The organism is Metabacillus flavus (assembly GCF_018283675.1).
Lineage (GTDB): Bacteria > Bacillota > Bacilli > Bacillales > Bacillaceae > Metabacillus_B > Metabacillus_B flavus.
Map to the genome: position 1 here is coordinate 1,941,750 of NZ_JAGVRK010000001.1, position 13,961 is coordinate 1,955,710.

Consider the following 13,961-nt stretch of genomic DNA (forward strand, 5'->3'; position numbering starts at 1 on the left):
CTTGCCATGATCTTCATTGCCCCCGTTCTGTGGATATTTATTTCTTCCGTAAAGGGGCCAATTGATCTTTATTCATGGCCGCCAAAGTTTTTTCCGGATTCGCTTTCATTTGAGAATTTTACAGCTGCCTTCAGCAAAGGGAATTTTGGATTGTACTTCATTAACAGTGCCATTGTTGCGGTATCGGCAACAATTTTGACATTGCTGATCAATACAATGGCGGGGTATGCGCTCTCCAAGTTTCGATTTAAAGGAGATACGCTCATCTTATTCTTGTTCCTGTCTACACTTATGATTCCAATTGAGGTCATCATGACCCCAATCTTTACCGTGATCAGCAAGCTCGGGCTTTATAATAATCTGCTTGGTCTGATTATTCCTCCCGCTGCCACACCGATGGGGGTGTTCCTGATCCGCCAGTATTTGCTGACAGTCCCGGATGACCTCCTGGAAGCAGCAAGAATGGACGGAGCCAGCGAATGGAGAATTTTTTGGACAATCATTGTTCCGATTGCGAAGCCTGTTATTGCCGTCCTGACGATATTCTCATTCATGTGGAGATGGGATGACTTCATCTGGCCGCTTATTGTCATTAGCGATCCATCCAAATATACCATTCAGCTTGCATTGGCAAATTTCATAGGGGAATTCAGAGTCGACTGGGGCAGCCTGCTTGCTATGTCAGTTGTGACAATGATTCCGATTTTGATCGTATTCCTCATTTTCCAAAAGCAATTTGTTAAAGGGATGGCTACTTCAGGTATGAAAGAGTAAATAAAAAAAGCGCAGCCAGTGCGCTTTTTTTATTGTTCAAAATGAGATTTCTCATTATAAATGCTGCGGGATGGGAGTTTCCAATGGAACGTATAGGAAAAAATTCTGAATAGAGTTATAAAGACAAACAATGTATACAATTCAAAAGACGACCGAGCCCAACCGAGTCCGATTGCAAAACCGCCGATGATCGCCCAGGCTGCATAAATTTCTGCCCTAAGAACGAGAGGCTTTCTCCTCGCTAACATATCCCTGACAATACCGCCGCCGCTTCCTGTTAGAACAGCGGCAACCACGACCGCGCTTAGCGGATGCTCCATCTTTGCAGCGTAAAGAGCACCCTGGATAGCGAATGCCGATAATCCAATTGCATCTGTAAAATTACCCCATCTGTTCCAATGCTTCATTAAAAATTGAGGGAAAACAAAAACAAGTGTGATGGAAAAGAGAGCGATTTGAAAATAAAGGCCCTGCTCCCAAAGAGCGGATACCGGGACCCCGATTAAAAGGTTCCGGATGGCTCCTCCGCCAAAAGCTGTGACAATACCTAATATGTAAACACCTAAAATGTCATACTCTTCTTCCATAGCAACAATTGCACCGCTTACTGCAAAGGCAACCGTGCCGATAATGCTCAATACTTCCCACGTCATATAAATTTCTCCTTAAACCATAGTGCAACCGTATAGATTTTAAGCGGAGTTTCCTTTAAAATCAATGATTTTTTTCAAAATGCATCAAAAAATGGTATGATAGATTTTATCATTAGAAACAGGTAAAGGCAGGAATGCAGATTGAGTGATTTCTCAAAAACACAGCCTGAACAGGCGGTTGTTGTCGGATGCCAGCTTCCATTTGTATCGGATGAACAATTTTATTATTCACTTGAAGAACTTAAATCCCTGATAAAAACAGCACAGGGTACTGTAATAGCGGACATCGCCCAGAAACGGGACCGATTGCACCCGGCAACCTGCATTGGGAAAGGGAAGCTTGAGGAATTAAAAGCCCTTGCAGAAGAACTTGAACCGGATGTCGTAATCTTTAATGGAGAGCTTTCGCCAAGTCAGATCCGCAACCTGCAAAAAGAGCTCGAAATAAAGGTCATCGACCGCACCCAGCTGATTTTGGATATTTTTGCACAGCGCGCCCAGACAAGGGAAGGCAAGCTGCAAGTTGAGCTTGCACAGCTTGATTACCTGCTTCCGCGGCTCTCCGGGCAAGGGATTCATCTATCAAGGCAGGGCGGCGGAATCGGGGCTAGAGGACCAGGTGAAACGCAGCTCGAAACAGATCGGCGCCACATTAATAAAAGAATGGTTGAAATTAAACAGCAGCTGAAAACAGTCATCAGCCACAGAGCCCGTTACCGGGAGCGCCGCAAACGGAATCAGGCGTTTCAAATTGCTCTTGTCGGCTATACAAATGCCGGGAAATCCACGTTGTTTAACCGGCTGACTGAGTCCGATAGCTTTGAAGAGAACCTGCTTTTCGCTACATTGGATCCGATGACCCGTAAAATGGGCCTCCCTAGCGGATATCAAGCCCTTTTAACAGACACGGTTGGCTTCATTCAGGATTTGCCAACTACTCTTGTTGCTGCCTTCAGATCCACCCTGGAAGAGGCGAAGGAAGCTGATTTAATTTTACATGTAGTTGATACGTCCAGTGAGGACAGCATCAACCATGAGAAAACGGTTTTCAGGCTGCTTGAGGAACTGGAAGCGAGTTCGATTCCAAGACTGACGATTTACAATAAAAAGGATAAAATACTGCCGGAATTTACGCCGAATACAGCCGATCCTTATATCTTGGTAAGTGCGTTAAATAAACAGGATCTTGATGACTTGAAAATAAAAATTGAGGAACAGATTAAAAATGAAATGGTTCCGTATTCAATGGAGCTGCCGCCTAATGAGGGAAGACTGATCTCTCAGCTTAAACGCGATACGATTGTGCAGTCCTTTTCATTTAACGAAGAAAAAGAAGCTTATGAAATCAGCGGGTATGCTCAGTCTGGAGACTCTAAGCTTCCATCAAAAGAATTAGCAGATGAGGATGAATGGTAAATGCTGAATCAATTAAAACACGGGGAAAAGCTTTATCCGATTATCAGAGAAACAGAAGCGCAAATCGCAGAATTGCATAAGCGCATCGATGAACGAATTGAAGTGAATCAATACCGGGTGCTGCAAAGCTATCAGACGCATAAAGTAAGTGATTCTCATTTTAATCCTTCCACCGGATACGGGTACGATGATATCGGACGGGACACCCTGGAAAAAATATATGCGGATGTATTTGGAGGAGAGGCAGCGCTTGTCCGTCCTCAAATTATTTCGGGGACGCACGCTATTTCCATCGCTTTGTTTGGAGTGCTCCGCCCCGGAAATGAATTAATTTATATGACCGGACGTCCTTATGACACTCTTGAAGAAATTGTTGGGATCAGGGGCAGGGGAATTGGGTCTTTAAAAGAATTTGGGATCGGTTATCAGCACGTGGAATTAAAAAATGATGGCACTCCTGATTTTGATGCACTGAAAAACGCAATCACAGGCAAGACAAAAATGATCGGCATTCAAAGATCTAAGGGCTATGCCAGCCGTCCTTCCTTTACCATTTCAGAAATCAGAGAAATGATTGAATTTGTTAAATCCATTAATCCGGAGCTTATTGTTTTTGTAGACAACTGCTACGGGGAATTTATTGAAGAGCTTGAGCCTTGCCACGCCGGGGCTGATTTGATGGCGGGTTCCCTAATTAAAAATCCCGGGGGAGGCCTTGCCAAAACAGGCGGCTACATAACAGGAAAAAAACAGCTTGTTGAAGCATGTTCGTACAGAATGACTTCTCCTGGCATCGGAGCAGAAGCCGGAGCTTCCCTGTATAGTCTCCAGGAAATGTTCCAGGGCTTTTTCCTTGCTCCTCACGTGGCAGGTCAAGCACTGAAGGGCGCCGTTTTTACAGCGGCAGTTCTGGAAAAAGCGGGTTTAAAAACGTCGCCATCATGGGATGCGGTTCGGACAGACTTAATCCAGTCTGTTCAATTTGATGATCCCGCCCGAATGATCGCTTTCTGTCAGGCTATCCAGTTTGCATCTCCCATCAATTCTCATGTTACACCTTATCCAAGCTATATGCCTGGCTATGAGGATGATGTCATTATGGCTGCCGGAACCTTTATCCAAGGAGCAAGCATTGAATTGTCAGCAGACGGACCTCTCAGGGCTCCTTATACTGCCTATGTGCAAGGCGGGCTGACCTATTCCCATGTAAAGATCGCGATTTGCTCCGCTTTAGATTTTCTACTGGAAAAAGAGTTGATTACCTTATAAAGGAGCGGACAACCCGCTCTTTTTTTGCGCTTATTAAATCAAAATTCCTGCCGATATTCTTTTTACCGCTTGTATGATCACCCTTTCCCATTGTTCAGGCGCTGGATCTGCAGGTCCCGGCAGTACGCGGATCAGTTCCGTGCTCCGTCAGGAAAGCCGCGCGCTTAGCAGGATTTGCTCTTCGATGGACCTAGTAAAAAACCGTAAATTGGAATATGTGTAGGTTAAAAGAATTCTAATGTCATATTTCCTTACATTAACTTGACACATAATATAACATTGAATATAATTACTTTAAGATTTAATAAGGAGGAAAAGGAATGGGTGATAACATTAGACGCTCAATGCCTTTGTTTCCTATAGGGATTGTCATGCAGCTGACGGAATTGTCTGCAAGACAAATCCGTTACTATGAGGAGCATGAATTGATTTTCCCTGCCCGGACAGAAGGCAATCGCCGTATGTTCTCGTTCAATGATGTAGATCAGCTTTTAGAGATTAAGAGCCTCATTGAGCAGCGCGTAAACTTGGCGGGCATAAAACAGATATTTTCAAGGAAAGATATTCCTGCAGTCCCGCAGGCAGAACCTGCTAAAGCAGAAAAGCCTGATTTGACTGACGAAGAGCTGAGGAAGCTCCTCAAAGCTGAAATGGCCCAGGGAGGCAACTTCAACAGACCGACTTTGCGTCAAGGAGACATGTCCAGGTTCTTTCATTAATTCAGTGAGCACCATCTATTGTTACTATAAATTTGTATTTGAATTGGGAGGAAATGATTATGTCAAAGTATACCAAGGAAGACATCGTAAAGTTAGTGGACGAAAATAACGTAAAATATATCCGTCTTCAATTCACGGATATCCTGGGCACAATTAAAAACGTAGAAATCCCGTCAAGCCAGCTTGAAAAAGCGCTTGATAACAAAATGATGTTTGATGGATCCTCAATTGAGGGTTTTGTGCGCATCGAAGAATCCGATATGTACCTATACCCGGATCTGGATACGTTCGTCATTTTCCCGTGGACTTCTGAAAAAGGAAAAGTAGCCCGTTTTATCTGTGATATTTACAATCCGGATGGCACTCCATTTGACGGAGATCCGCGTGCAAACCTTAAGCGGATTTTGGGTGAAATGGAAGAGCTGGGCTTTACAGATTTCAACCTTGGGCCTGAACCTGAATTTTTCCTCTTCAAATTGGATGAAAAAGGCGAACCGACTCTTGAGCTAAACGATAAAGGCGGATATTTCGACCTTGCTCCGACTGACCTTGGAGAGAACTGCCGCCGCGATATCGTGCTCGAGCTTGAAGAAATGGGATTCGAAATCGAAGCTTCCCACCACGAAGTGGCACCTGGGCAGCATGAAATCGATTTTAAATATGCAAGTGCTGTAAAAGCTTGCGATGATATCCAAACGTTCAAATTGGTTGTAAAAACAATTGCACGCAAACACGGTTTGCATGCAACGTTCATGCCTAAGCCATTATTTGGTGTGAACGGTTCTGGGATGCACTGCAACCTTTCACTATTTAAAGAGGGTAAAAATGCATTCTTCGAAGAAAACGGAGATTTGCAAATGAGCGATACTGCCCGTCAATTTATCGCAGGAATCATCAAGCACGCGCCTAACTTCACAGCTGTTACAAATCCGACTGTGAATTCCTACAAGCGTCTTGTGCCTGGCTATGAAGCTCCTTGCTATGTTGCATGGTCTGCACGCAACCGCAGCCCGCTGATCCGTATCCCGGCATCCCGCGGAATCTCTACCCGTGTAGAAGTGCGCAGCGTAGATCCGGCAGCGAACCCATACCTGGCTATGGCTGTTCTATTGGCAGCAGGTCTTGACGGAATTAAAAACAGCCTGACTCCGCCTAAGCCGATTGACCGCAACATCTATGTAATGAACAAAGAAGAGCGCCTTGAAAACGGCATTGTGGATCTTCCTTCCACACTGGCTGGAGCGCTTGAAAACCTTAAAACTGATGAAACAATTGTGAAAGCTTTAGGAAGCCACTTGTTCGAACATTTCATCGAAGCGAAAGAAATCGAATGGGATATGTTCCGCACACAAGTTCATCCTTGGGAACGCGAACAGTATATGAGCATGTATTAATCAGAAAACCCCTTGATAACGTGTCAAGGGGTTTTTATTTGAGCTTTAACAGCCCCCAGCCCTCCATAGCAGTTGTATGTTCTTTTATTAGTTCACGATTAACCATTTATCATCACAGCGAGAAGACCCCCGCTTAAGCTGGCAAAGTGGGGGATGAATCGCGGTTTCAAATGGGTTCAGGCTTGAAAAATTCCCTTTTACTGTAATATAATAAAATGAGTAAACCAAACGTATGTTCAGGGGATGGTAGTGAAGGTTAAAAAACCTAGCGATCATATTTCGTATATGTTCAAAATCCATCCAAACCACGTTCAGCAACAGCTCATCAATCAGACGTTTGGATGTGTCCGGTTCGTCTATAACACGATCCTCCATCACAATTTAAATGAGTCCAAACTAAACTCATTTTAAGAAGAGGAAGCAACTTTGAAAGCTGCATTTGGAGAGTCCCTTTTTATTTTAAACCTATTTATTTGACATGATAAAATAAAAGGTCTAGTATAGTTGATAGCTCAATAATTGACCTATCAATTAAAAGTAATTAATCTGTCTTCTTTCCCAAATAGAAAGTATGCATATTTAATTGACTGGTCAAACATTGATGGGCCAACTAATTATACGGTTAAAGGAGGGGGATGCATTTGTCCAACTCGTGTTTAGAAGACGAAAAAATAGTCTACCGTTTATATGAAATCAACAAACGGACCATTCCAAAATTCGAGCGCTGTACAGGAGTAAGCCAGTCCCGTTTAGAACTTTTGTTAAAACTTTACGAAACAGGAGAGATTAATCAAAGCACGCTTCAAAAGAAAGTAAATATAGATAATGCTGCTGTAACCAGACATTTGAAGCAGCTTGAGGAGAAAGGCATTGTCATCCGGAGAAAGAATCAGGAGGATAATCGATTTACGTATGTAAGCCTGACAGAAGATGGCCGTGAGCGAATTGCTTCTTATAAAGAAGAAAAGAAGCGTTTTGTAACAAATGTTCTGAAGGGATTTACGGTTGAAGAACGATCACTTCTTTTAAAGATGCTTACCCGGATTCAGGACAATGTAGAAGATATTCAATAGCCATACATTCATTCACCCAAGATTATGCATAAAGGAGAATTTACATGACTCAAACAAAATTAAACGATTTTAACGAGATAATCACAGGCCGCCGTTCTATTCGCAACTACGATCCAGCAGTGAAAATCAGCAAGGAAGAAATGACGGAAATCCTTACAGAAGCAACACTCGCTCCATCATCAGTTAACATGCAGCCATGGCGTTTCGTTGTCATTGATTCAGAAGAAGGCAAAAAGAAGCTTGCTCCGCTTGCAAAGTTTAATCAGGTTCAGACTGAAACATCTGCAGCCATGATTGCTATTTTCGCCGATATGCAAAGTGATAAGTACCTTGATGAAATATATGATAAAGCAGTAGCTGAAGGTCACATGCCTGCTGAAGTTAGAGACAGACAAGTGACGCAAATTAAAGGATTCTTTGAAGCAAGCTCGTTTGAATCATTAAAGGAAATGAATCTGATTGATGCAGGGCTGGTTTCCATGCAGCTAATGCTTGCTGCCCGTGCACACGGCTACGATACAAATCCAATCGGCGGCTTTGAAAAGGATCAAATAGCTGATGTGTTCGGAATCGATAAAGAACGTTACTATCCAGTTATGCTGCTTTCCATTGGTAAAGCGGCAGATAAGGGATACCAATCCGTTCGTCTTCCGATTGAAAAAATTACTGAGTGGAGATAAACGGAAACTTCATCACAACAAATACTAAATGAAAAGGGGATATAAATAATGATTATTACACATGCAGGATTCCAAGTGAGACCGGATAAAGAGGCAGCTTTTCTTGAAGAGATTCAAACACTTGTAAAAGCTTCACAGGCAGAAAACGGATGTATTTCCTACCGTCTGATGAAAAACCTGGACCAGGACCACGCCTATACCATGGTGGAGGTTTGGGAAGATATGACTGCCGTTAAAAGCCATGGAGAAAGCGAGCATTTTGTTGGATTTGTTGGTAAAGCTAAAGAATTTTTATCAGCACCTCTTGATGTGAAAAGCTATGAAGGAAGCCTTCTTCAACGTTAAACAATACAGATGAAGACCCCTGACAGCCTTATGCTGTGAGGGGTTTTTTCTTTCGTGAGTAAATGTTTGACTATTTAAAAAAGGAATGGTAGCTTTTTAAACAAGCTTGTTGATCCTCCGCAGTTGCAAATCACGGACTCTCTGACCGCCCAGTCCAGATGAAGCGTAAACCGCCAAGTTTAATAGAGCAAAAGGAAAACAGTAACTATTAATAATATTAATAATTCCAATTATTTAAAAGTATTTTACTAATGCTTTAATTTTCTGTAAAATTAGATAAGATGTTTATACTGTTGAGCAAGGTAAGAGGTGCAGGGGTTTATACTTGTTCAAAACCGACTTAATATATAGGTATAATCGAAATATCATGAAATGATGAGGTGGGTTCATTGCAAATTCAAGTAACAAACAGCCCTTTTAACCAAGAACAGGCAGATCTCCTGAACCAGCTGCTGCCTACATTAACAGAATCACAAAAAATTTGGATCTCGGGCTATCTCGCCGCACCCGGTTCTAATTCTTCAGCAAGTACATATGAGGGGGCGGTACCTCAAGGCACATCGCAAAAAACCGTTCAGACTATCTCGAAAAAAGTGACCATCCTTTATGGATCCCAGACAGGGAATGCCCAGGGACTGGCTCAAGCGGGGGGCAAGACCCTGGAGGAGAAGGGTTTTGAAGTAACTGTATCTTCGATGAATGATTTTAAACCAAATCAATTGAAAAAAATTCAAAATCTCCTGATTGTAGTCAGTACACATGGCGAAGGCGATCCGCCGGATAACGCTCTCTCCTTCCATGAATTCCTTCATAGCAAACGTGCGCCAAAGCTTGAGGATTTGCATTTTTCCGTTTTATCGCTGGGTGACAGTTCTTACGAATTCTTTTGTCAGACAGGGAAAGAATTTGACAGTAAGCTTGAAGAGCTCGGAGGCAAAAGACTGCATCCCAGAATGGACTGCGATCTGGATTATGATGAGCCTGCTGCAGAATGGCTGGAAGGAGTCCTGGAAGGCCTGAGCAGCTTGCAGGGCAGCTTTATGTCAGTCCCTGACCCATCAGGTGCTCCTAAGGCTGAAGGAACTGATTATTCAAGGACTAATCCATTTCAAGCCGAAATTCTAGAGAGTGTGAACTTAAACGGACGCGGATCCAATAAAGAAACGACCCATATTGAATTATCCCTCGAGGGCTCAGGGCTTTCCTTTGAACCAGGAGACAGCCTTGGAATATACCCCAGCAATGACCCTGCCCTAGTGGATCTGGTCATAGGTGAAATGAGCTGGGACCCGGATGAAATCGTTACGGTTAACAAACAGGGGGATGTGCGATCACTTAAAGAAGCACTCACCTCCTTTTTTGAAATAACTGTTATAACAAAGCCGCTTCTTGAGCAGGCTGCAAAAATTTCGGAAAATCAGAAGTTAAAAGAGCTCCTTTCACCTGGCCATGAAGGGGAATTAAAAGAGTACCTTTCAGGACGCGATTTGCTGGATATACTTCGCGATTTCGGGCCATGGGGAGTTCCTGCACAGGAAATTCTCTCCATACTCCGGAAGATTCCAGGGAGGCTGTATTCCATTGCCAGCAGCTTGGCTGCCAATCCGGATGAGGTGCATTTAACCATTGGCGCTGTGCGCTATGAGTCTCATGGACGCGCCCGTAGCGGTGTATGCTCAATCCTTTGTGCAGAAAGGCTTCAGCCGGGAGACCGAATTCCTGTCTATGTACAGTCGAATCAAAACTTCAAGCTGCCCGGCAATCCCGAAACACCGATTATTATGGTAGGTCCCGGTACAGGAATTGCCCCTTTCCGATCCTTCATGCAGGAGCGGGAAGAGACGGGAGCAGAGGGGAAATCATGGCTGTTCTTTGGAGATCAGCATTTTGTAACGGATTTCCTCTATCAGACAGAGTGGCAAAAGTGGATTAAAGATGGCATTCTAACCAAAATGGATGTTGCATTTTCAAGAGATACAGAGGAAAAAGTGTATGTTCAGCACCGGATGCTTGATCAAAGCAAAGAACTGTTCGCTTGGCTTCAGGAAGGTGCCGTCATTTATGTTTGCGGTGATGAAAAGAACATGGCGCATGATGTCCACAATACTCTACTGGACATCATTGAAAAAGAAGGCGGTTTAAGCCGTGAAAAAGCAGAAGAGTATTTGTCTCAAATGCAGCAGGATAAAAGATATCAGCGGGATGTTTATTAATTTGGCTATGTTAAACCACTATGTTGATTTTTAAACAACTGTTGATAGGAGTGGAAGGCGTGAGACTCCTGCGTGAGCAGCGAGCGGGACAGGGTGAGACCCCGCAGACGCTCAGCGCCCGCCCAAGGATAAGCGAACGACTGCTAGCTGCAATCAACAGCCAAGTTTAACAAAGCTATGAATTTAAAGATGAAAGGAGCACATTCAGCATGGCGAATCGAACTTTAAAAGCACCGGAAGGAACTCCGAGCGATGTGGAACGCATTAAGGAAGAGAGCAATTATTTGCGCGGAACACTTGCAGAATCAATGCTGGAACCAATAAGTGCAGGGATATCGGATGATGATAACCGTTTAATGAAATTTCATGGCAGCTACCTGCAGGATGACAGGGATCTGCGCAATGAACGTCAAAAGCAAAAATTGGAGCCGGCATACCAGTTCATGCTCCGTGTCCGTTTACCGGGCGGAATCGCTACTCCTTCTCAGTGGCTCGTCATGGACGATCTGGCTCAAAGGAACGGCAATGGCACTTTGAAGCTGACCACACGCATGACCTTTCAAATGCATGGTGTACTGAAATGGAACATGAAAAAAACGATTCAGGATATCCATGCCTCTCTAATGGACACCATCGCCGCTTGCGGTGATGTAAACAGGAATGTCATGTGCAATCCGAATCCGGAGCAATCTGAGATTCACTCAGAAGTTTACGAATGGTCCAAAAGATTGAGTGAGCATCTGCTTCCCCGGACGAAAGCGTATCATGAGCTTTGGCTTGATGAAGAAAAGATAGCAGGCACGGCGGAGGCGGAAGAAACTGAGCCAATGTACGGTCCTCTATATCTGCCCCGCAAATTTAAAATCGGGATTGCAGTTCCTCCATCCAATGATATTGATGTTTATTCTCAGGATCTAGGGCTAATCGCAATAGTGGAAGATGAGAAGCTTCTTGGCTTTAATGTTCTGATAGGCGGAGGAATGGGAATGTCCCATGGTGATAAAGAAACCTATCCTCAGCTTGGAAAATCGATTGGCTTCTGCCGACCTGATCAAATTTTGGACCTTGCTGAAAAAATTATCACAATCCAGCGGGATTACGGAAATCGTTCAGAACGGAAAAATGCCCGTTTTAAGTACACAGTAGACCGTCTTGGCCTTGAGACGGTGAAAGAAGAATTAGAGAACAGATTGGGCTGGACCCTTGAAGAAGCAAAGCCTTACCATTTTGATCACAATGGCGACCGTTATGGGTGGGTAAAAGGAGTTAAAGGCAAATGGCATTATACGCTGTTTGTAGAAGGCGGACGTGTAGCAGACTTTGAAGACTATAAGCTTATGACGGGACTTCGTGAAATTGCGAAGGTGCATGCTGGAGATTTCAGGCTGACCGCAAACCAAAACGTGATCATTGCAAATGTGCCGCAAGCGATGAAAAAGCATATCGACCAATTAATAACCGAATACAGCTTAACGGACGGCAAGCATTATTCTGCACTCAGGCGCAGTTCGATGGCGTGTGTGGCGCTTCCTACATGCGGCCTTGCGATGGCCGAAGCTGAGCGCTATCTGCCGGTTTTAATAGGCAAAATCGAGCAAATTGTTGACGAAAACGGTTTACGCAATGAGGAAATCACCATCCGCATGACTGGATGCCCGAACGGCTGTGCCCGGCATGCCCTCGGTGAGATTGGCTTTATCGGCAAAGCTCCCGGCAAATACAATATGTATCTTGGAGCAGCCTTCGATGGCAGCCGGTTAAGCAAAATGTATAAAGAAAACATCGGTGAAGAAGAAATTTTGAATGTTCTTGGTGACCTCTTGCCCCGTTATGCCAAAGAACGTGAAGAAGGCGAACACTTCGGGGACTTCGTGGTCCGAGCAGGAATTATTGCTGCAACAACAGACGGAACAAACTTTCACAATTAAAAAGAAACAGAAAAACGATGACCGAGGGATCGGAGTCATCGTTTTTTTCGGTTAAAAAAGTTTCTGCCGAGACTGAAAATCGCTCCTGCACCCAATCCAATTCCCATTAGGATTCCGCTGATGGCAACTCCAAACGCTATATACTCAAAAACCGAGTATTGAGTCATGATCCTCCAATCGATTTTCCCTTTCCAGTCCTCTATAACAAGATTCATTCCGTAGATTCCGGAAATAACCGTATACGTCGTTAAAATAAACAGTAAATAATTATTTCGTTTTGCTGAAATTTTTTCCTGATTTCTGAACAAGCTGTCAAGTGTTTTTTTCACTTCGTCATACAAAGTCGAAATATGAAACACTTTATTCATTAAGAAAGCCAATTCCTGCCCCTCAGTGCGGCTGCTGATTTCCTTAAAATGATATTTGCCGGAAAACTCGGTAATGGTTTGAATTAGCTGTTCAATCTCATTCGTTTTATTCCGTCTGTACAGCAGCGAGTATTGATATGAAAGTTTAAGCAGAACCATTTTGTAAAAAAAGTGAAGGAGCAGGTTGTAATAATGCTGCCCAAACATCTCGGACTTGATTATTGGTACGTGCTCTCCCCGCTGGCTAAGGCAAGTAAAAGCATGATCGCTGATTACATAGTTCGTCTGCGGTGCCCACCTGCTGTATGTGTGGTTTTTTGCATAATTGTCAATGTACTCAGGGTTTCTTGCGGAAATAAACGGATTTCCTTGTGAGTCATATCCATTTACCTGCCCCGACCGGAAGAGATGTTCATTTGTCACGTGATCCTCACGCGTGACCAGCGTACTGACAACATACATTCTTTCATCCACGAAATAGGGAAGACTTCCGAAATAAGAGGACTTGTTCGCCCCTGTTTCGATAAAAGGAACAATGCCAGGTGCAATTTCTTTAAATATGTAATCCTGAATGCTGTCAAAGGATGAATTTTCAGTAATGACCCTAAGATTCTTCTTTTCAACAAGCTTTGGATCCAGAACGCGGAACTGATTTTGAAAGTCCATCACTTCAGAAAGCTTCAAGGGAGACTGAGTAAACCGGGTCCGAATCGAGATTATCCCTATTTCAAAGGGACAGATAAAAATATCAGCAGAAAGGATTTCAGCTCCATATGAACGCTGATCCTCACCAAATAATAACCTGATAGGTGATTGAACAGACTTTGAAAACCGGCTAAGCGATTCTTTTGCCGGCTCATGAACAAATAACAGGTTTTCGATAAACGGCAAAAAGTATTGGTCCATATTATCGTGGGAAACGGATTGCCCGGGACCATAATATGCATTCTCTGTTTCTTTTGCATCAAGCTTGAAGAACCGGTAACCGGTATCCTCCAGCTGCTGCTGGATCTTCATCAACTTGGTATATTTTAAAGAGAAGGGAAATATAAATTGACTGCTGGCTTCATCTAATAGAAGTTCCTTTTGATTGTCGGACATAAGTGGTTCCTCCAGATGCTGATTGTAT

13 protein-coding genes are annotated in these 13,961 nt (G+C 43.6%); 11 read left to right on the plus strand and 2 right to left on the minus strand.

Going from position 1 to position 13,961, the window contains the following annotated elements; translation table 11 throughout:
• The first annotated feature begins 6 nt into the window (after positions 1-6).
• Positions 7-774 carry a carbohydrate ABC transporter permease gene (locus J9317_RS09930; protein WP_249292442.1) on the plus strand — a complete coding sequence of 256 codons (768 nt, stop codon included), beginning with the start codon at positions 7-9 and terminating at the stop codon, positions 772-774.
• A gap of 29 nt (positions 775-803) precedes the next feature.
• Here J9317_RS09930 and J9317_RS09935 read toward each other — a convergent pair whose 3' ends face one another.
• Entirely contained in the window at positions 804-1,427 is a 624-nt protein-coding gene (locus J9317_RS09935) for a trimeric intracellular cation channel family protein (protein WP_211558236.1), read from the minus strand.
• Between the two features lie 141 nt (positions 1,428-1,568).
• Here J9317_RS09935 and hflX point away from each other — a divergent pair, with 141 nt between their 5' ends.
• The 10 genes from hflX (at position 1,569) to cysI (ending at position 12,464) form a co-directional block, all read left to right on the plus strand.
• Positions 1,569-2,843: a GTPase HflX gene (gene hflX / locus J9317_RS09940; protein WP_211558238.1), complete on the plus strand. Its 1,275-nt coding sequence runs from the start codon at positions 1,569-1,571 to the stop codon at positions 2,841-2,843.
• On the plus strand, positions 2,844-4,112 hold the full coding sequence (locus tag J9317_RS09945; protein ID WP_211558240.1) for a methionine gamma-lyase family protein: 1,269 nt from the start codon (positions 2,844-2,846) through the stop codon (positions 4,110-4,112).
• Between the two features lie 320 nt (positions 4,113-4,432).
• Positions 4,433-4,831: a MerR family transcriptional regulator gene (locus J9317_RS09950; protein WP_211558242.1), complete on the plus strand. Its 399-nt coding sequence runs from the start codon at positions 4,433-4,435 to the stop codon at positions 4,829-4,831.
• A gap of 59 nt (positions 4,832-4,890) precedes the next feature.
• On the plus strand, positions 4,891-6,225 hold the full coding sequence (gene glnA, locus J9317_RS09955; RefSeq protein WP_211558244.1) for a type I glutamate--ammonia ligase: 1,335 nt from the start codon (positions 4,891-4,893) through the stop codon (positions 6,223-6,225).
• A gap of 285 nt (positions 6,226-6,510) precedes the next feature.
• Positions 6,511-6,636 (plus strand): helix-turn-helix domain-containing protein, encoded by a 126-nt coding sequence (locus J9317_RS21030; protein WP_431190702.1) that lies wholly within the window; start codon positions 6,511-6,513, stop codon positions 6,634-6,636.
• Positions 6,637-6,866: 230 nt separating this feature from the next.
• Positions 6,867-7,298 carry a MarR family winged helix-turn-helix transcriptional regulator gene (locus tag J9317_RS09965; RefSeq protein ID WP_211558248.1) on the plus strand — a complete coding sequence of 144 codons (432 nt, stop codon included), beginning with the start codon at positions 6,867-6,869 and terminating at the stop codon, positions 7,296-7,298.
• Between the two features lie 44 nt (positions 7,299-7,342).
• Entirely contained in the window at positions 7,343-7,978 is a 636-nt protein-coding gene (locus J9317_RS09970) for a nitroreductase family protein (protein ID WP_211558250.1), read from the plus strand.
• 48 nt (positions 7,979-8,026) lie between these two features.
• Positions 8,027-8,323 (plus strand): putative quinol monooxygenase, encoded by a 297-nt coding sequence (locus J9317_RS09975; protein ID WP_211558252.1) that lies wholly within the window; start codon positions 8,027-8,029, stop codon positions 8,321-8,323.
• Between the two features lie 389 nt (positions 8,324-8,712).
• Positions 8,713-10,536, plus strand: a complete 1,824-nt coding sequence (locus J9317_RS09980) for an assimilatory sulfite reductase (NADPH) flavoprotein subunit (protein WP_211558254.1) — start codon at positions 8,713-8,715, stop codon at positions 10,534-10,536.
• Positions 10,537-10,745: 209 nt separating this feature from the next.
• Entirely contained in the window at positions 10,746-12,464 is a 1,719-nt protein-coding gene (gene cysI, locus J9317_RS09985; protein ID WP_211558256.1) for an assimilatory sulfite reductase (NADPH) hemoprotein subunit, read from the plus strand.
• A 35-nt stretch (positions 12,465-12,499) separates the two neighbouring features.
• Here cysI and J9317_RS09990 read toward each other — a convergent pair whose 3' ends face one another.
• Entirely contained in the window at positions 12,500-13,933 is a 1,434-nt protein-coding gene (locus J9317_RS09990; RefSeq protein ID WP_211558258.1) for a magnesium transporter CorA family protein, read from the minus strand.
• Positions 13,934-13,961 lie beyond the last annotated feature (28 nt).